Annotated in this window: 16 protein-coding genes; 9 read left to right on the top strand and 7 right to left on the bottom strand. The window is 69.2% G+C overall.

The genetic code is table 11. From position 1 onward, the window contains the following. Window positions 1-105: 105 nt before the first annotated feature. The 7 genes from CBM2594_RS03985 to CBM2594_RS03955 all read left to right on the top strand — a co-directional run bounded on the left by CBM2594_RS03985 (window position 106) and on the right by CBM2594_RS03955 (window position 6,865). A complete protein-coding gene (locus CBM2594_RS03985) occupies window positions 106-570 on the top strand; it encodes a PACE efflux transporter (protein ID WP_116355706.1) in 465 nt (154 codons plus the stop codon). Between the two features lie 151 nt (window positions 571-721). Further along, window positions 722-1,975: a flavin-dependent oxidoreductase gene (locus tag CBM2594_RS03980; RefSeq protein WP_116355705.1), complete on the top strand. Its 1,254-nt coding sequence runs from the start codon at window positions 722-724 to the stop codon at window positions 1,973-1,975. A gap of 92 nt (window positions 1,976-2,067) precedes the next feature. After that, complete coding sequence (locus CBM2594_RS03975; protein ID WP_116355704.1) at window positions 2,068-3,219, top strand: ABC transporter substrate-binding protein; 1,152 nt, start codon at window positions 2,068-2,070, stop codon at window positions 3,217-3,219. After that, complete coding sequence (locus CBM2594_RS03970) at window positions 3,216-3,803, top strand: MarR family winged helix-turn-helix transcriptional regulator (protein WP_116355703.1); 588 nt, start codon at window positions 3,216-3,218, stop codon at window positions 3,801-3,803. Before CBM2594_RS03975 ends, CBM2594_RS03970 begins: the two co-directional genes overlap by 4 nt. Before the next feature lie 64 nt (window positions 3,804-3,867). Further along, entirely contained in the window at window positions 3,868-5,517 is a 1,650-nt protein-coding gene (dacB, locus tag CBM2594_RS03965; protein WP_116355702.1) for a D-alanyl-D-alanine carboxypeptidase/D-alanyl-D-alanine endopeptidase, read from the top strand. Between the two features lie 197 nt (window positions 5,518-5,714). After that, a complete protein-coding gene (locus CBM2594_RS03960; RefSeq protein ID WP_116355701.1) occupies window positions 5,715-6,542 on the top strand; it encodes an AzlC family ABC transporter permease in 828 nt (275 codons plus the stop codon). Continuing rightward, a complete protein-coding gene (locus CBM2594_RS03955) occupies window positions 6,539-6,865 on the top strand; it encodes an AzlD domain-containing protein (protein WP_116355700.1) in 327 nt (108 codons plus the stop codon). The genes CBM2594_RS03960 and CBM2594_RS03955 overlap by 4 nt, the downstream gene beginning before the upstream one ends. A 217-nt stretch (window positions 6,866-7,082) precedes the next feature. Here the strand turns inward: CBM2594_RS03955 and CBM2594_RS03950 are convergent, their stop codons facing one another. From CBM2594_RS03950 to CBM2594_RS03920, 7 genes are all read right to left on the bottom strand, one after another. Beyond that, the gene (locus tag CBM2594_RS03950; RefSeq protein WP_116355699.1) at window positions 7,083-8,072 is read right to left on the bottom strand and encodes an L-threonylcarbamoyladenylate synthase; all 990 of its coding nucleotides are present in this window, start codon (window positions 8,070-8,072) and stop codon (window positions 7,083-7,085) included. Window positions 8,073-8,090: 18 nt separating this feature from the next. Beyond that, entirely contained in the window at window positions 8,091-9,335 is a 1,245-nt protein-coding gene (locus CBM2594_RS03945) for a 5-(carboxyamino)imidazole ribonucleotide synthase (RefSeq protein WP_116355698.1), read from the bottom strand. 41 nt (window positions 9,336-9,376) lie between these two features. Further along, window positions 9,377-9,874: a 5-(carboxyamino)imidazole ribonucleotide mutase gene (gene purE, locus CBM2594_RS03940; protein ID WP_012351852.1), complete on the bottom strand. Its 498-nt coding sequence runs from the start codon at window positions 9,872-9,874 to the stop codon at window positions 9,377-9,379. A 169-nt stretch (window positions 9,875-10,043) separates the two neighbouring features. Then, complete coding sequence (locus CBM2594_RS03935) at window positions 10,044-10,952, bottom strand: phosphoribosylaminoimidazolesuccinocarboxamide synthase (RefSeq protein ID WP_116355697.1); 909 nt, start codon at window positions 10,950-10,952, stop codon at window positions 10,044-10,046. A 163-nt stretch (window positions 10,953-11,115) separates the two neighbouring features. Next, window positions 11,116-12,180: a class II fructose-bisphosphate aldolase gene (gene fba, locus CBM2594_RS03930; RefSeq protein WP_018008879.1), complete on the bottom strand. Its 1,065-nt coding sequence runs from the start codon at window positions 12,178-12,180 to the stop codon at window positions 11,116-11,118. Window positions 12,181-12,230: 50 nt separating this feature from the next. Next, window positions 12,231-13,667 carry a pyruvate kinase gene (pyk, locus tag CBM2594_RS03925; protein WP_116355696.1) on the bottom strand — a complete coding sequence of 479 codons (1,437 nt, stop codon included), beginning with the start codon at window positions 13,665-13,667 and terminating at the stop codon, window positions 12,231-12,233. Between the two features lie 93 nt (window positions 13,668-13,760). Beyond that, complete coding sequence (locus CBM2594_RS03920; protein ID WP_116355695.1) at window positions 13,761-14,957, bottom strand: phosphoglycerate kinase; 1,197 nt, start codon at window positions 14,955-14,957, stop codon at window positions 13,761-13,763. A gap of 409 nt (window positions 14,958-15,366) precedes the next feature. Between CBM2594_RS03920 and CBM2594_RS03915 the strand changes: the two genes are divergently transcribed. Together CBM2594_RS03915 and CBM2594_RS03910 are read left to right on the top strand one after the other, a co-directional pair. Beyond that, entirely contained in the window at window positions 15,367-16,470 is a 1,104-nt protein-coding gene (locus CBM2594_RS03915; RefSeq protein ID WP_116355694.1) for a helix-turn-helix transcriptional regulator, read from the top strand. Between the two features lie 99 nt (window positions 16,471-16,569). After that, window positions 16,570-17,706 carry a helix-turn-helix transcriptional regulator gene (locus CBM2594_RS03910; RefSeq protein WP_116355693.1) on the top strand — a complete coding sequence of 379 codons (1,137 nt, stop codon included), beginning with the start codon at window positions 16,570-16,572 and terminating at the stop codon, window positions 17,704-17,706. Window positions 17,707-17,727 lie beyond the last annotated feature (21 nt).

Genomic DNA, 17,727 nt, shown 5'->3' with positions numbered 1-17,727 from the left:
TACCTCCGAACCCTGATCTATCTGTAAAATCGATGGTATCCAACTTGGCAATCCCTGCCCAGCAGATAGACTAGGCCCCATCGTGTTTGCCCGCAAGGAGAAACCATGCGCAAAACCTGGGACCGGATCCGCCATGCCGTTGGCTTCGAGGTGGTCGGCCTGCTGATCTTCGCACCGCTGGCCAGCTGGGCCTTCGGCTATGAACTGCACGAGATGGGCGTGATCGGCGCGGTCGCGTCGCTGATCGCCACCGGCTGGAACTACCTGTACAACGTGCTGTTCGACAAGGGCATGCTGCGTTTCACCGGCCAGCTGCGCAAGTCGGTGCCGGTGCGCGTGCTGCACGCGCTGCTGTTCGAACTGGGCCTGCTCGTCGTGTTCCTGCCGTCGGTGGCGTGGTACCTCGATATCAGCCTGCTCGACGCGCTCATCATGGACATCGCCGTGGCCGGCTTCTACATGGTCTACGCGCTGGTGTACAACTGGCTGTACGACATCGTGTTCCCGGTGCCGTCGCTCAAGACACCGGCCGCGGCCGAGGCCAAGCCGGAAGGCGCCGCGCTGGGCTGAGCGCGGGTTTTTCCCGACCCCGGAGGCCATGCCCCCGGGGTCTTCCCCGTCTTGCCGCGCACGATCGAATCGTTATACTCCATAACAAATTCGATCCGCCGGAAGCGCCGCGCGCGCGGCACCCGGCGCGACCTGCACGCGGGGAGACACCATGAAGATCGCAATCGCCGGAGGCGGCATCGGCGGGCTGACGCTGGCGCTGCTGTGCCACCGCCACGGCATCGAGGCCGAGGTCTGGGAGGCCAGCGAGACGCTGCGCCCGCTCGGCGTAGGCATCAACCTGCTGCCGCACGCCGTGCGCGTGCTCGACGAGCTGGGCCTGCGCGACGCGCTGGCCGCGATTGCGGTCGAGACCTCGTCCCTGTCCTACTACAACAAGCTGGGCCAGCGCATCTGGCATGAACCGCGCGGGCTCGCTGCCGGCTACGACTGGCCGCAGTTCTCGATCCACCGCGGCGAATTCCAGATGCTGCTGCACCGCACTGTGGTCGAGCGCCTGGGCACCGGCGCGGTCCATACCGGCCACAGCTTCGAGTCCGTGCTGGACACCGGCGCGCATGGCCAGGCGCGTTTCACACTGCGCCGCCGCGCCGACCATGCCGAAGTCGAGGCCAGCGCCGACGTGCTGGTCGGCGCCGACGGCATCCATTCGGCGGTGCGCCGCCATTTCTATCCCACCGGCGACCTGCCGCGCTTTTCGCGCCGGCTGCTGTGGCGCGCGGTCACTGAAGCGCCGCCCTACCTGGACGGCCGCTCGATGTTCATGGCCGGGCACCAGGACCAGAAGTTCGTCGCCTATCCCATCTCCGAGCCGCTGCGCCGCCAGGGCCGCTCGCTGGTCAACTGGATCGCCGAGCTGCGCGTGCCCGACAGCGTGCCCGACACCCCGCCGCGCAGCGACTGGAACAAGCAGGTCGACAAGTCGGTGTTCCGCGCGCAGTTCGCCGGCTGGCAGTGGGACTGGATCGACATCCCCGCGCTGATCGACGGCGCCCAGGCCATCTACGAATTCCCGATGGTCGACAAGGACCCGCTGCCGCGCTGGACCTTCGACCGCGTCACGCTGCTGGGCGACGCCGCGCACCCGATGTACCCGATCGGCTCGAACGGCAGCGCCCAGGCCATCCTCGACGCGCGCTACCTGGTCGACAGCCTGCTCGGCACCCGCGACACCGGCTACGCGCTGCGCGAATACGAGGCCGAGCGCCTGCCGCGCACCGCCGGCATCGTGCTGCGCAACCGCATGAACGGCCCCGAGCAGGTGATGCAGCTGGCCGAGGAACGCGCGCCGCAGGGCTTCGGCGATATCGGGCAGGTCATCCCTCGCGAAGAACTGGAGGCGATTTCGCTGCGGTACAAGCAGCTGGCGGGATTCGACCGGCAATCGATGCAGGGCAAGGTGTAAGGCGACGGTGTACTCCCTCTCCCGCAAGCGGGAGAGGGAGCAGACCAGCGGGATGGAAAACACATAAGATCACTGAGACCGAGGAGACAACCATGGCACCCCGAACCCCGACCGACCGCACCCGCCTCGCGCTAGCCGCCTTGCTGGCCTTCACCGCCACCACCGCCCTCGCCGACATCACCGTCGGCGTCAGCCTGTCCACCACCGGCCCTTCGGCTTCGCTGGGCATCCCGCAGAAAAACTCGCTGGCCTACCTGCCGCAGCAGATCGGCGGCGAGCCGGTGCGCTACATCGTGCTGGACGATGCCTCCGATCCCACGCAGGGCGCCAAGGCGGCGCGCCGCTTCGTTGCCGAGGACAAGGTCGACATCATCCTGGGCTCTTCCGCGGTGGCGCCGTCGATCGCGATTGCCGAGGTAGCCGACGAAGCCCAGACCGTGCAGCTGTCGTTCTCGCCGATCGAGCTGAAGCCCGGGCGCGGCGCATGGACCTTCCGGCTGGCGCAGCCGGTGCGGCTGATGGCCAATGCCGTGGCCGCCACCGCCAAGACCCGGGGCGTCAAGACCATCGGCTTTATCGGCTTTGCCGATGCCTACGGCGAGACCTGGCTGAAGGATTTCACCGCCGCCGCCAGCGCCAACGGCATCCGCCTGGTCGCCACCGAGCGCTACGGCCGCGCCGACACCAGCGTGACCGCGCAGGCGCTCAAGCTGATCGCGGCCAAACCCGATGCCATCCTGATCGCCGGCGCCGGCACCGGCGCCGCGCTGCCGCACACCACGCTGCGCGAGCGCGGCTACGGCGGCACGCTGTACCAGACCCATGGCGCGGCCACCAGGGACCTGATCCGCATTGGCGGGCGCCTGGTCAACGGCGCGATCCTGCCCGCCGGCCCGGTGATCGTGCCGGAGCAGCTGCCCGCCGGCGACCCGGTGCGCAAGCCCGGGCTGGACTACGTCACCCGCTATGAAAAACAATACGGGGCCGAGACCCGCACGCAGTTCGGCGCCCATGCCTACGATGCCGGGCTGGTGCTGGAGCGCATCGTGCCGGTGGCGCTGAAGCAGGCCCGCCCCGGCACGCCGGCATTCCGCCAGGCGCTGCGCCACGCGCTGGAGACCGAGCGCGACATCGTGGTGTCGCACGGGGTGCTGAACTTCAGTGCGCAAGACCACTATGGCTTCGACCAGCGCGGACGGGTTATGGTGACAATAGAAAACGGCAACTGGAAACTGCTCAAATGATCCCCGACGCAACCGGCACCCCGCCCGCCACCCCCGCGCGGCAGGCCCGCACCGCCGCGGCGCCCGCGCGGCGCAAGGCGCGCGAGCCGCTGGCGCCCGACCCGGCCGCCGCCGACGGTGCCGATGGCGGTTTCGACCCGCATGTGCCGAACGTCGACTACGGCGTGCTCGACAACCTGGTCGGCTACGCCATCCGCCGCGCGCAGATCCGCATCTACGAAGACTTCGTGCAGTCGCTGGCGCAGTGGCAGATCACCCCGCCGCGCTTCTCGGCGCTGGTGATCATCTCGCGCAACCCGCACCTGAAGCTGACCGAGCTGGCGCATATCCTGGGCATCGCGCGCTCGGGCGCGGTGCTGCTGGTGGATGCGCTCGAAGCGATGAAGCTGGTGGCACGGCGCCCCGCGGCGGGCGACCGGCGCGCCTACAGCCTGGTGCTGACCCCGGCCGGACGCCGCACGCTCGAAGCCGCCACGCAGGCGGTGGTGGCGCACGACGCCCACGTCAGCTCGGCGCTGAGCGAAGCCGAGCAGGCCACGCTGAAAGCGCTGCTGGCACGGCTGGCGCCGCCGCGCGCCGGCTGAACCGTCGCTGAGCCAGCCCGGACCGGCGGCGCTGTCATGCGCTTGCGCGCGGCCATGCGTTAACATGGCCGCCATGCCAAAAACCCTCGCCGCGCCCACCGCTGCGCGACCCGGCGCGCTGCTGCGCCGCCTGTCGCCACTGCTCTCGTCCATCGTTGCCGCCGTGCTGCTGGCCGGCGGCCCGGCACTGATCCCGGCCCACGCCAAGCCGCCCGCGAAGGCGGAGAAGGCGGAGAAGGCAACCAAGGCAACCAAGGCCACCAAGGCAGCCAGGCCCGCCAAAGCGCCGAAAGCCTCCAGGGCCGCCACCAAAGCCGGCGCCGATCCGGCGCTGCTCGGCGCGGGCGTGCCGGCCCCCGTGGCCGCGGCACTGCGCCGCGCCGGCGTGCCGGCCGCGGCGGCCAGCTTCTACGTGGTGCGGCTGGGCGACAGCAGCGCGCGCGCCAGCTGGAATGCGCAGCAGCCGATGAACCCGGCGTCGACCATGAAGCTGGTCACCACCTTCGCCGGCCTGCAGCTGCTGGGGGCCGACTACCGCTGGCAGACCTCGCTCTACGCCGACGCGCAGCCCGGCTTCGACGGCACCGTCAACGGCAACGTCTACCTGCGCGGCCACGGCGATCCCAAGCTGGTGCCCGAGGAAATGGCCAAGCTGGTGGCGCGGGCGCGCGCCGCCGGCGCCACCACCATCAACGGCGACCTGGTGCTGGACCGCAGCTACTTTGCCGAGGGCCTGGACAGCAACGGCACCATCGACGGCGAGGTGCAGCGCGCCTACAACGTCGGCCCCGATGCGCTGCTGTACGCCTTCAAGACGCTGTCGTTCACGCTGACGCCGGACCCGGCCACGCAGACCGTGGCGGTCAGCGTCACGCCGGAACTGGCGCAGCTGAAGCTGGACAACCGGCTCACCTTGACCAACGGCCGCTGCGGCGACTGGCAGAGCAGCGCCAGCCCCACCGTGCTGGCGCAAGCCGACGGCACCGTGCTGGCCTCGTTCGCGGGCGACTATTCCAGCGACTGCGGCGAGCACGTGCTCAATATCGCCACGCTGTCGCATGCGGAATTCACCTGGGGCGGCTTTGTCGCCGAGTGGCAGCGCGCCGGCGGGCGCTTCGCCCGCCTGCCCGCGCTGCGCAGCGGCAAGGTGCCGCGCGGCGCGGTGCTGCTGGCGCGCCACTACGGCCTGCCGCTTGCCGACATCGTGCGCGACATCAACAAGTTCTCGAACAACGTGATGGCGCGGCAGCTGTTCCTGACCATCGGCGCCGAGATGGACCGCGGCGGGCCGGCCAGCACCGGGCGCTCGATCCGCGTGCTGCAGCGCTGGCTGGCGCGCCAGGGGCTGGACATGCCCGGGCTGGTGCTGGACAACGGCTCGGGCCTGTCGCGCGCGGAACGCATCAGCGCCTATGACATGGCGCGGCTGCTGCAGCAGGCCGCGGCCAGCCCGGTCGGGCCGGTGCTGATCGACTCGCTGCCGGTGCTGGGCGTCGACGGCACGCTGCGCAATCGCCTGACCCGCGCCAGCGCGGCCGGCAGCGGCTACCTGAAGACCGGCACGCTGGCCGATGTGCGCGCGCTCGCCGGCTACGTCGATGCGGCCGAAGGCGGCCGCTACGTGGTGGTCAGCATGATCAACCACCCCAACGCCGCGCAGGCGCAGGAGGCGCACGACGCGCTGCTGCAGTGGGTGTACCGCGGAGCGCAGTGACGCGCTGGCGCGCATCCGGTGCAGGCCACGCCGCAGCGCCGTGGCCTGCCGCCAACGCCGCGGCGGCATTTTGTTAAGCGCTCGCTTACCAGCCTGCCATCCGACCCTATAATGCCAGGGTGCCGGCCGCGTCCTGCGGCGGCAGCCTTCCGGGCCGGCCTTCGGCCCCGGGCCGCATCGCCCCCGCTTCCTCTGACATGACTTCCCGACAACCCCCGGTGTGGCTGCGCCTCTGGCATCGCTTCGCACCGGCCGAACGCGCCGGCTTTATCGACGGCGCGCGCCGCTTTGCCCCGTCCCTGCCCGCGGTGTTTTCCTGGGGCCTGGTCACCGGCGTGGCCATGAGCAAGTCCGTGCTGACCGTGCCCGAGGCCATCGGCATGTCGCTGCTGGTCTACGCCGGCTCGGCGCAGCTGGCGGTGCTGCCGCTGTTTGCCGCGGGGCTGCCGCTGTGGACCATCTGGCTGACCGCGGCCATGGTCAACCTGCGCTTCGTCATCTTCAGCGCCGGCATGCAGCCGCACTTCAGCTACCTGACGCTGGCGCGGCGCACCGTGCTGGGCTTCTTCAACGGCGACCTGCACTTCGTCTACTTCCTGCAGAAGTACAGCACGCCCGGCTATGAGCCCGGCAAGGAAGGCTACTTCTGGGGCATGGCGCTGACCAATTTCTGCATGTGGCAGGTGTCGTCGATCATCGGCATCGTGCTGGCCAGCCTGTTCCCCGACAGCTGGGGCCTGGGCCTCGCCGGCACCATGGCGCTGATCCCGGTGATGATCGCCACCATCAACTCGCGCTCGACGCTGATGGCGGTGGTGATTTCCGCGGTGCTGGCGCTGCTGTGCTTCGACCTGCCGTACCGGCTCGGGCTGGTGGTGGCCGTGGTGGGCGCGATCGCCGCCGGCATGGCCAGCGACGAACTGGCCGCGCGTGCCGCGCTGCGCGGCATCCGGCGGCGCCGGGCCAAGGTCCCCGAGGTCACGAACACCGCCGCGCCGGAAACGCCGCCGGGAGACCGCGCATGAGCCATACCGAAGTCTGGATCGCGCTCGTCGGCATGGCGGTCGTCACCGTGATCACGCGCGCGCTGTTTCTGATGGCAGGCGAGCACATCACCGTGCCGGACCGCATCCAGCGCGCGCTGCGCTATGCGCCGGCGGCGGCGCTGGCGGCGATCATCCTGCCGGACCTGATGACGTGGCAGGGGCATTTCACGGTGGCGTTGTCGAACTACAAGCTGATGGCGGGGGTGGCGGCGACGGTGTTCTACCTGGTGACCAGGAAGATGGTGGGGATGATTGTGGTGGGGATGGCCGTGTATACGGGGTTGCGGTTGCTGGGGGGGTGAGCTGGGGGCGGCGTGCCTGGCAGGCGCCGGCCCTCACCCCCGGCCCCTCTCCCGCGTGCGGGAGAGGGGAGCAAACCGCTGGCATGCCGAGGCATTCAGCTAGCTCAGTTCCTCTCGCTTCCCGACTGTGTGCTCCCCTCTCCCGCGTGCGGGAGAGGGGCGGGGGTGAGGGCCAGCGCGTCGACGAAGTCAGACCTGCGCCAAACCACCACCCGCCCTACCCGCCAAACGCCGCCGCCGCCCGCTCCAGCCGGTCGCGCACGCCGGCCCAGTCCTGCCCCTGCGGCAACACCTCGAACACCAGCTGCGTATAACCCTGCGTGTCGAGCTTGCGCAGCAGCCGGTACAGCTCCTGCGCATAGGCGCCGGCATCGGCGGGCGCCTGTACCCAGGTGCAGCGCTGGTCCGCCAGCGGCGCGCGTCCGACCCAGGCCACGCGGGCATCCGCCGGCAGCGCTGCCAGGCGCGCGGCGGCAGCCTGCGCATCGGCCAGCAGCAGCGGCGTGTGCGGGGCGTAGTGGGCCTTCAGCGTTCCCGATGCGCGCGGCGCGGCGGCGTCCGGCGGCTGCGGGGCTTCGCCGAGCACCTGCGCGAGCATTCCCACCGTGACCGCCCCCGGGCGCAGCAGCACCGGGCCGATGCCCTGGTCCAGCCGCGACAGGTCGACGATGGTCGATTCGATGCCGACCTCGACGCCATCGCCTTCCAGCACATAAACCGCGTCGCCGAATTCATCGCGCACATGCTGCGCGGTGGTCGGGCTGACCTGGCCGAACTTGTTGGCGGAAGGCGCGGCGATGCCGCCGCGGCCGCGCTTGAAGCGCGACAGCAGCGCCTGCGCCACCGGATGCGACGGGCAACGCAGGCCGATGCTGTCCTGCCCGCCGGCGACGGCGGCGTCGATATGCGCGGCGCGCTTCAGGATCAGCGTCAGCGGGCCGGGCCAGAAGGCGTCGATCAGCTGCTGCGCGGCCTCGGGCACGTCGTCGGTCCAGTAGCCGATGTCGGCGCCGTCGACCACGTGCACGATCACCGGATGGTTCGACGGCCGGCCCTTGAGCGCGAAGATGCGGGCGACCGCCGCGGGGTTCTCGGCATCGGCGCCAAGGCCGTAGACGGTCTCGGTCGGGAAGGCGACCAGTTGCCCGGCCTCGAGCAGGCGGACGGCTTCATCGAGTTCGGCGGCCGTGGGGGTGCGCGGCGACATTGTGTTCCTTGCGTCGAATCAGAGCGGGATGTGCAGCGCCTGCGCGGCCGCCTTGAAAGCGGCGTCGGCGGCTTCGGCATGCTCGCCGATGCAGTTGACGTGCCCCATCTTGCGCGACGGGCGCGCATCGCTCTTGCCGTACAGGTGCAGCTTGGCGCCGGGCTGCGCCACCACCTCGTCCCACGCCGGGGTGCGTTCCAGGCCGAACTCGAACCACACGTCGCCGAGCAGGTTCAGCATCTTGCCGGCCGAGTGCTGGCGCGTGCTGCCCAGCGGCAGCCGCGCCATGGCGCGCACTTGCTGTTCGAACTGGCTGGTCTCGCAGGCGTCCATGGTGATATGGCCGGAATTGTGCGGGCGCGGCGCCATTTCGTTGGCAACCAGCGAACCGTCGGTCAGCACGAAGAACTCGATGCACAGCACGCCGACATAGCCCATTTCCGTGGCAATGGCGGCAGCGGCGGCGCGGGCACGATCGGCGATCTCGGGCGAGACGCTGGCAGACGGCATCTCGGTCGAGAACAGGATGCCGTCGCGGTGCACGTTCTCGGCCAGCGGCCAGGTCGCGGTGGCGCCGTCGGCGCCGCGCGCGGCCAGCACCGAGACCTCGTACGCCAGCGGCAGCATCTGCTCGAGCACGCACGGCACGTGCTGCATCGCCTTCCACGCGGCGCGCACGTCGTCGCGCGTCTTCACGCGCGCCTGGCCCTTGCCGTCGTAGCCCATGCGCGCGGTCTTGAGGATGCCGGGCAGCACGTGGTCGGGCAGCTGGTCGACGTCGGCGTCGTGCTGGATCACCCAGTGCGGCGCGGTCGGCACGCCGGTGCGCTCGGCGCACGCGGCAAAGAACTTCTTCTCGCCGATGCGGTTCTGCGCGATCGACACGCAGTAGCCGCGCGGCGCGACGAACGCCCCGAGCTGCTCCAGCCGGTCCAGCGACAGCGACGGCACGTTCTCGAACTCGGTGCTGACCGCCTGGCACAGCTTGCCCATCTCGGCGAGCGCGGCCTCGTCGGTGTACTGCGCGCAGATGTGCTTGTCGGCGACCACGCCGGCGGGGCTGTCCTGGTCCGGGTCGAGCACGCACACGCGATAGCCCATCGCCTGCGCCGCATGCGTGAACATGCGGCCGAGCTGGCCGCCGCCCAGCATGCCCAGCCACGCGCCGGGCAGGATGGGCGCGTCGGGTCGGTCGACGCCGAACTCGGCGCGCGATTCCGGCGTGTGGGCTTCGGAGAGATGGGGATGGATATCGGTAGGCATTGCTCGGTTCCGTGTGGGTCCGGAGGATTACAGCGGCAGCATTACAGCGGCAAAGTCATGGCGCGCGCGGCTTCGGTCTGCTTCGCGCGGAACGCTTCCAGCGCGGCGGCCAGCGCGTCATCGGTGGTCGCCAGCGTGGCGATCGCGTGCAGCGCGGCGTTGGCCGCGCCCGCCTCGCCGATGGCGAAGGTGGCCACCGGCACGCCCTTGGGCATCTGCACGATCGACAGCAGCGAGTCCTCGCCGCGCAGGTACTTCGACGGCACCGGCACGCCGAACACCGGCACGATGGTCTTGGCGGCGATCATGCCGGGCAGGTGCGCGGCACCGCCGGCACCGGCGATGATGGCGCGGATGCCGCGGCCGCGGGCGCTCTCGGCATAGCGGAACATGTCGTCGGCCATGCGGTGCGCGGACACCACCTGGGCCTCGAACGGCACGCCGAAATCCTTCAGCATGGCCACGGCGTGCTGCATCACGTCCCAGTCGGAACTGCTGCCCATGACCACGCCGACCAATGGCTTGTCTTGCTTGCTCACGTTTGATCCTTGCTTGTTTGCTCCCCTCTCCCGCTGGCGGGAGAGGGGCGGGGGTGAGGGCCGAGCGGTTCTCGACGCGTGGTGCCTTGCCATACCACCCCTCACCCTGCCCTCTCCCCGTGAGGGGAGAGGGAAACACCGTTGGCTTGTGGGAAGCCGGGGTGGGAACTTACTTCAACTCTTCCCCCGTCAGGCGCGTCAGCGCCTCACGGTACTTCGCCGCGGTCTTCTCGATCACGTCTTCCGGCAGCTGCGGTGCCGGCGCGGTCTTGGGCCACGGCTTGCCGTCGATGCGCACGGCTTCCAGCCAGTCGCGCACGAACTGCTTGTCGAACGACGGCGGGTTGGTGCCCACCTGGTACGAATCGGCCGGCCAGAAGCGCGACGAGTCGGCGGTCAGCACTTCGTCCATCAGCGTCAGCACGCCGTTGTCGTCCAGGCCGAACTCGAACTTGGTGTCGGCGATGATAATGCCGCGCGTGGCCGCGAACTCGGCCGCTTCCTTGTACAGGCGGATCGAGATCTCGCGCATCTGGCGCGCCAGCGCGATGCCGATGCGGGCCTCGACCTCGGCGAACGAGATGTTCTCGTCGTGCTCACCCATCTCGGCCTTGGCCGCCGGCGTGAAGATCGGCTCGGGCAGCTTCTGCGCGTTCTGCAGGCCCGGCGGCAGCGCGATGCCGCACACCTTGCCGGTGGCCTGGTAGTCCTTCCAGCCGCTGCCGGCAAGATAGCCGCGCACCACGGCCTCGACCAGGATCGGCTTCAGGCGCTTGACCACCACCGCGCGGCCCCTGACCTGCTCCACTTCATCGGCTGCCACCACGGTCTCGGGCGCGATGCCGGTCTCGTGGTTCGGCACGATGTGCGCGAGCTTCCTGAACCAGAAGTTCGCCATCTGGTTCAGCACGCGGCCCTTGTCGGGGATCGGCTCGCCCATGATGACGTCGAACGCCGACAGGCGGTCGGTGGTGACGATCAGCAGCTTGTCGTTGCCGACGGCGTAGTTGTCGCGCACCTTGCCGTGGCCCAGCAGCGGCAGCGAGTTGATGGAGGACTGGTAGAGAGCGTTGGACATGATGGTTCCGATAAAACGGAGGTAAAGCACAGCGTCCGCAAAAAACACTGACGCTCAAAAATGCGTCGTCCCCGCGGAGGCGGGGACCCAGTGACTTTTGCCTTTGGTCAGCGCCGCGCTAAAGACGCTGGGTTCCCGCCTGCGCGGGAACGACGATGAAAACTTACTGCACGACCTGCGCCAGCTTGCCCGACTTGTACTGCTGCGCGATCTCGCTCAGCGCCACCGGCTTGATCTTGCCGGCCTGGCCTTCGCAGCCGAACGCCAGGTAGCGCGCCTTGCACACCTGCTTGGCGGCTTCGCGGGCCGGCTTCAGGTATTCGCGCGGGTCGAACTTGCTCGGGTTTTCGACGAAGAAGCGGCGGATCGCGCCGGTCATGGCCAGGCGGATGTCGGTGTCGATATTGATCTTGCGCACGCCGTACTTGATCGCTTCCTGGATTTCCTCGACCGGCACGCCGTAGGTTTCCTTCATGTCGCCGCCGAACTTGCGGATCTCTTCCAGCAGTTCCTGCGGCACCGACGACGAGCCGTGCATCACCAGGTGGGTGTTGGGGATGCGGGCGTGGATTTCCTTGATGCGGTTGATCGCCAGGATGTCGCCGGTGGGCTTGCGGGTGAACTTGTAGGCGCCGTGCGAGGTGCCGATGGCAATCGCCAGCGCGTCGAGCTGGGTGGCCTTGACGAAGTCGGCGGCCTGCTCCGGGTCGGTCAGCAGCATGGAGTGGTCCAGCTTGCCTTCGGCGCCGATGCCGTCTTCCTCGCCGGCTTCACCGGTTTCGAGCGAGCCCAGGCAGCCCAGTTCGCCCTCGACGGTCACGCCGATGGCGTGCGACAGCTGCACCACCTTGCGGGTCACGTCGACGTTGTACTCGTAGTCGGCAGGGGTCTTGCCGTCTTCGCGCAGCGAGCCGTCCATCATCACCGACGAGAAGCCCAGGTCGATCGCGGCCTGGCAGATCGCCGGCGACTGGCCGTGGTCCTGGTGCATCACCACCGGGATGTGCGGGTAGGCTTCGACCGCGGCCTCGATCAGGTGGCGCAGGAAGTGCTCGCCGGCGTATTTGCGGGCACCGGCCGAGGCTTGCATGATCACCGGCGCGTTGACCTCGTCGGCGGCCTGCATGATGGCCTGCACCTGTTCGAGGTTGTTGACGTTGAAAGCCGGCAGGCCGTAGCTGTTCTCGGCGGCGTGGTCCAGCAGCTGGCGCATCGAAACGAGTGGCATGTCTAACTCCTAAATGAAAATGGGATGTCTCTGTATTCTTCTGTCGGCGCTCAATGCCCCACCCTGACGATCTTCAGGGTGTTGGTGCCGCCCGGCTGGCCCATCGGCTCGCCGATGGTCAGCACGATGAAATCGCCCCGCTGCACCACGCCCTGCGCCAGCAGCAGCTCCTCGGCCTGCTCCAGCGCGGTATCGCGGTCGGTGCTGGACTGCAGCGGCAGCGGCACCACGTTGCGGTACAGCTGCATCTTGCGCTGCGACGCCAGGTTGGGCGTCATCGCGTAGATCGGGACATGGATGCGGTGCCGGCTCATCCACAGCGCGGTCGCGCCCGAATCGGTCAGCGCCGCGATCGCCTTCACCTGCAAATGATAGGCGGTGAACAGCGCCCCCATCGCCACCGACTGGTCGATGCGCGAGAAGGTCTGGTTCAGGAAATCGGTGTCGAGCTGCACCACCTCGGACTTCTCGGCCTCGATGCAGACCGCGGCCATGGCCTCGACGGTTTCCACCGGATAGCGGCCGGCGGCGGTCTCGGCCGACAGCATCACGGCGTCGGTGCCGTCCAGCACGGCGTTGGCCACGTCCGAGACCTCGGCGCGCGTCGGCACCGGGTTGACGATCATGCTTTCCATCATCTGCGTGGCAGTGATGGTGAGCTTGTTGGCCTCGCGCGCCAGCTTGATCATGCGCTTCTGCAGCGCCGGCACGGCGGCGTTGCCGACTTCCACGGCAAGGTCGCCGCGCGCCACCATGATGCCGTCGGAGGCCTGCAGGATTTCTTCCAGCACGCCCGGGTGGATGGCCTCGGCACGCTCGATCTTGGCGATCATGCGGGCCCGGTGGCCGTGCGGCTGGCCGGCCACGGCGGCCAGCTGGCGCGCCATTTCCATGTCGGTGGCGTTCTTGGGGAAGCTGACCGCGACGTAGTCCGCGCCCAGGGCCATGGCGGTCTTGATGTCGTCCATGTCCTTGGCGGTCAGCGCCGGCGCCGACAGCCCGCCGCCCTGGCGGTTGATGCCCTTGTTGTTGGACAGCTCGCCGCCCACGCGCACGGTGGTGAAGATCTCGGTGCCCAGCACGCGCTCGACCACCAGCACGATCAGGCCGTCGTTGAGCAGCAGCAGGTCGCCCGGGCCGACGTCGCGCGGCAGGTCCTGGTAGTCCAGGCCGGCGCGCTGTTCGTTGCCGAGCTTGCAGCTGGAATCGAGGATGAAGGGCTCGCCCGCCTTGAGCAGGATCTTGCCGTGCTCGAACTTGCCCACGCGGATCTTGGGGCCCTGCAGGTCGGCCATGATGGCGACCTCGCGCCCGCAGGCCTGCGCCGCCTCGCGCACCAGCCGGGCGCGGTCGAGATGGTCCTGGGCGGTGCCGTGCGAAAAGTTCAGCCGCACCACGTCGACCCCCGCCGCGATCATGCGCGTCAGGATTTCCAGCGAGCTGGAAGCGGGGCCGATGGTGGCGACGATCTTGGTGGAGCGGGTCATGCGGGGGTTTCCTGGTTTCAGCGCTCGATGGCCCGACGGCCGGTGTTGCGCGCCCGGCGGGCCGACGGCCCCGCCAGGCGCGCGGCGGGTGCGTCAGCCTGCGGCGCGCTGCTCCAGCACTTCGAAGGCGGGCAGCGTCTTGCCTTCCAGGAATTCCAGGAACGCGCCGCCGCCGGTGGAGATATAGCCCACGCGGTCGGCAATGCCGTACTTGGCGATGGCGGCGAGCGTGTCGCCGCCGCCGGCGATCGAGAACGCCTTCGAGTCGGCGATGGCCTCGGCCAGCACCTTGGTGCCGTTGCCGAACTGGTCGAACTCGAACACGCCGACCGGGCCGTTCCAGACGATGGTGCCGGCGGCCTTGAGCTGGTCGGCCAGCATCGCGGCGGTCTTGGGGCCGATGTCGAGGATCATGTCGTCGTCGGCCACGTCCTTGACGTCCTTGACCGTCGCCGTGGCGGTCGCGCTGAATTCCTTGGCGCAGACCACGTCGACCGGAATGGGAACCGAGGCGCCGCGTTTGGCCATGATGTCGATGATGGCCTTGGCATCGCCGACCAGGTCGGCTTCGGCCAGCGACTTGCCGATCTTCAGGCCGGCGGCCAGCATGAAGGTGTTGGCGATGCCGCCGCCGACCACCAGGTTGTCGACCTTGTCGGCCAGCGACTTCAGGATGGTCAGCTTGGTCGAGACCTTGGAGCCGGCCACGATCGCCACCAGCGGACGCGCCGGCTGGCCCAGCGCCTTGCCCAGCGCGTCGATCTCGGCGGCCAGCAGCGGGCCGGCGCAGGCGACCGGGGCGAACTTGGCGATGCCGTGGGTGGTGGCTTCGGCGCGGTGCGCGGTGCCGAAGGCGTCGTTGACGTAGACATCGCACAGCCTGGCCATTTTCTGCGCCAGTTCGTCGCTGTTCTTCTTCTCGCCCTTGTTGACGCGGCAGTTTTCCAGCAGCACCACCTGGCCGGGCGCCACTTCGACGCCGTCGACCCAGTTCTGCACCAGCTTGACCGGCTTGCCCAGCAGCTCCGACAGGCGCGCGGCGATCGGCGCCAGCGAGTCTTCGGTCTTGAACTCGCCCTCGGTCGGGCGCCCCAGGTGGGACGTGACCATCACCGCGGCACCGGCGGCCAGGCAGGCCTCGATGGCGGGCACGGAGGCGCGGATGCGGGTGTCTTCGGTGATGTTGCCGGCGTCATCCTGCGGCACGTTCAGGTCGGCGCGGATAAAGACCCGCTTGCCGGAGAGTTTGCCTTGGGAAATCAGATCGGAAAGACGCAGGACAGAGGTCATGACGGTGGATGGCGCGAGATTTCGCTGCTGATTCGGGGAAACCGGCATTTTACCTGATCGTGATCAGGGCTTTGCCGATTCCGGACCGTGCAGCGCCGGGAAGCGCCCGGGAACGCACAAACCGGCCCGCAATGGCGCGCCGCCGGGCGCCGCGTCTTGCCGGACTCCCCACCAAAGAAGGGGCGCCAGCGTTTTCCGCGAGTCCCCCGAGTGCGGTAATGTACGCAACGTCTGCTACAACAGACACGCCATCACGCCAGAGCCGGTCTACAAACGGCCAAGACAAGCGGCGGCCGATACCGATGCGGCCAAAGACAAGCAGCCATAACAACAAAGCATGCCGGGGTGCGAGCGGACGCATCGCCGGTGCCGCGCATTATTTTTGTCGCGAATGCAAGGGGTAAGTCAGATGAATGAAGCCGACATGCACGGAGCCATCCGCGGCTTGTACGAGGGCATTCTGGATCCCGGGGCCTGGCAGGACAGCCTGCGCACCCTGACCGAGCTGGCCGGCACGGCACATGCCTCGATGATGGTCTGGGACACGGTGCGCGACCAGGTCACCGTCAACGAGATCGTCAATCCGGTGGTCGAGCTGTTCACCGAATACGAAGCGGATTACCAGGCCATCGACCCGGCCAAGCAGTTCGCGCCGCGCCTGCAGCCGGGCGACTGGTATATCGACGCGCGCGAACTGGGCGAAGGCACCATGGCGCGCCATCCGTTCTACCGCGACTTCTTCCACCGCTATGGCCTGCGCTCCTACGTCGCCTGCCTGGTGGAGCGCCAGCCCCATTGCGAAGTCTATTTCTCGATGCAGCGCGCGCAGCGGCAGCCGCTGTTCTCGACCGCCGACACCGGCGGCCTGGACTGGATCATCCCGCATATGCGCAGCGCCATGGCGATGCGCGACCGCACGCTCGGGCTGACGGTGCTGGCGCGGCTGTCGACGCAGCTGGTCGAGCGGCTCAATTTCGCGCTGCTGGTGTTTTCGCCGCAGCGCCATGTGCTGCTGTGCAACCGCGCCGGCGAACGCTGGGCGCGGCGGCTGGACCCGGCCGGCAAGGTGTCCGACTGGACTCTGTCGCGGCCCTTCGCCGACATGGTCCAGGCAGCCTGCGACCCGCGCCGCGCCGTGGCCGCGCAGGCGGCACGCGCCACCAGCGGCGGCGCCACGGCGCAGGTCATCGTGCTGCCGCTGCCGCCCTCGCACGCCTTTGCCGCGCAGTGGCAGGAACCCGCCGCGCTGGTGATCGTGCATGAGCAGGACCGCGCGCCGCTATTGCTCGGGCCCGTGCTGCGCGACCTGTACGGGCTGACGCCGGCTGAAACCCGGCTGAGCGTGCAGCTGGCCCACGGCGAGGGCTTGCCCGAAGCCAGCCAGCAGCTTGGCATCCGCCACGAGACCGCGCGCACGCAGCTCAAGGCGGTATTCCACAAGACCGGCTGCAACAGCCAGGCCCAACTCACGCATCTGCTCTCGCGCCTTGGCGCGGCGCTGGATCAGGGCTGAACACGCTACGTCTCGCCGCAGGCCGTGCCGCCGCGGCGGCACGCGCGCTGCCACGCGGGTAAAGTGCTAAAAATAAAAGAAGTAAAAAGAAGGGAAGCCATGAGCGACACACAGATGCACGACACCATTCGCGCGCTGTACGAGGGGATTTTCGACGCCGACGCCTGGCAGCGCAGTCTGGGCGCGCTGTGCCAGGCCAGCGGCAGCAGTCACGCGCACCTGCTCGTGCTCGACACCGTGCACGAGCGCGTGCTGGTGCACCAGGAGGTCAACCCGATGCCCGAGGCGGTGGCCGCCTACCGCGAACAGTTCGCCGCGATCGATCCGGCGCTGCCGTTCGCGCGGCGCATGGCGGTGGGCAGCTGGTATATCGATTCGCGCGAGCTGGGCCCGCAGGTCATGCGCAAGTCGCCCTTCTACGGCGAGTTCCTGCGCCCGATCGAACAGTCATCGGTGATGGCCTGCCTGGTCGAGCGCCAGCCGCACTACGACGTATTCCTGTCGCTGCAGCGCCCGCACGGCCACGACCACTTCTCGCCCGAGGACGCACGCGCGCTCGACTGGGCGATCCCGCACGTGCGCCAGGCCATGGCGCTGCGCGAGCGCACCCACCAGGTATCGGCGCTGGCGCATGCGTCGTCGCAGTTGATGGAGCGGCTGCCGTTCGGCGTGATCGTGTTCCGCGACGACGGCAAGCCGCTGCTGGCCAACAGCATCGGCGAAACCTGGGTGCGCAGGCTGCTGCCGGCGGTGTCGATCGAAACCAGCGCCGCGGCGCCGTTCGCCGCGCGCGAGGATGGCGGCTGGACCCTGTCGCGCCCGTTCGCCGAGGCGCTGCGGGCGGTGTGCAGCCCCGCCACCGTGCAGCCGGCGCAGGCACTGCGCGCCGTCGATGGCGCGGGCCGGCAGGCGCAGGTGATCCTGCTGCCGCTGCCCCCGGCCCATCACCTGGCGCTGGACTGGCAGCGCCCCAGCGTGCTGGTGGCGATTCACGAGCCAGGCGCCGCGCCGATGACGCTGCCCACCGTGTTGCGCGACCTCTACGGCCTGACGCCGGCGGAAATACGGCTGGCCTTGCAGCTGTCCACGGGCATCGGCCTGCCCGAGGCCTGCGAGCTGATCGGCATCCGGCGCGAGACCGGACGCACGCAGCTCAAGGCCATCTTCACCAAGACCGGGACCGGCACGCAGGCGCAACTGGCGCACCTGCTGACGCGGCTGGGGGTGCGGGCCTAGCGGCGCAGGCCCCCCGGCCGC

The organism is Cupriavidus taiwanensis, assembly GCF_900249755.1.
Taxonomy (GTDB): domain Bacteria; phylum Pseudomonadota; class Gammaproteobacteria; order Burkholderiales; family Burkholderiaceae; genus Cupriavidus; species Cupriavidus taiwanensis_D.
This window is presented reverse-complemented; position numbering and strand designations above follow the sequence as displayed.

Bases quoted from the DNA above. Each gene is read 5' to 3' on its own strand.
- CBM2594_RS03985 (WP_116355706.1), top strand. From the start codon at position 106: ATGCGCAAAACCTGGGACCGGATCCGCCATGCCGTTGGCTTCGAGGTG.
- CBM2594_RS03980 (WP_116355705.1), top strand. From the start codon at position 722: ATGAAGATCGCAATCGCCGGAGGCGGCATCGGCGGGCTGACGCTGGCG.
- CBM2594_RS03975 (WP_116355704.1), top strand. From the start codon at position 2,068: ATGGCACCCCGAACCCCGACCGACCGCACCCGCCTCGCGCTAGCCGCC.
- CBM2594_RS03970 (WP_116355703.1), top strand. From the start codon at position 3,216: ATGATCCCCGACGCAACCGGCACCCCGCCCGCCACCCCCGCGCGGCAG.
- dacB (WP_116355702.1), top strand. From the start codon at position 3,868: ATGGCCGCCATGCCAAAAACCCTCGCCGCGCCCACCGCTGCGCGACCC.
- CBM2594_RS03960 (WP_116355701.1), top strand. From the start codon at position 5,715: ATGACTTCCCGACAACCCCCGGTGTGGCTGCGCCTCTGGCATCGCTTC.
- CBM2594_RS03955 (WP_116355700.1), top strand. From the start codon at position 6,539: ATGAGCCATACCGAAGTCTGGATCGCGCTCGTCGGCATGGCGGTCGTC.
- CBM2594_RS03950 (WP_116355699.1), bottom strand. From the start codon at position 8,072: ATGTCGCCGCGCACCCCCACGGCCGCCGAACTCGATGAAGCCGTCCGC.
- CBM2594_RS03945 (WP_116355698.1), bottom strand. From the start codon at position 9,335: ATGCCTACCGATATCCATCCCCATCTCTCCGAAGCCCACACGCCGGAA.
- CBM2594_RS03935 (WP_116355697.1), bottom strand. From the start codon at position 10,952: ATGTCCAACGCTCTCTACCAGTCCTCCATCAACTCGCTGCCGCTGCTG.
- fba (WP_018008879.1), bottom strand. From the start codon at position 12,180: ATGCCACTCGTTTCGATGCGCCAGCTGCTGGACCACGCCGCCGAGAAC.
- pyk (WP_116355696.1), bottom strand. From the start codon at position 13,667: ATGACCCGCTCCACCAAGATCGTCGCCACCATCGGCCCCGCTTCCAGC.
- CBM2594_RS03920 (WP_116355695.1), bottom strand. From the start codon at position 14,957: ATGACCTCTGTCCTGCGTCTTTCCGATCTGATTTCCCAAGGCAAACTC.
- CBM2594_RS03915 (WP_116355694.1), top strand. From the start codon at position 15,367: ATGAATGAAGCCGACATGCACGGAGCCATCCGCGGCTTGTACGAGGGC.
- CBM2594_RS03910 (WP_116355693.1), top strand. From the start codon at position 16,570: ATGAGCGACACACAGATGCACGACACCATTCGCGCGCTGTACGAGGGG.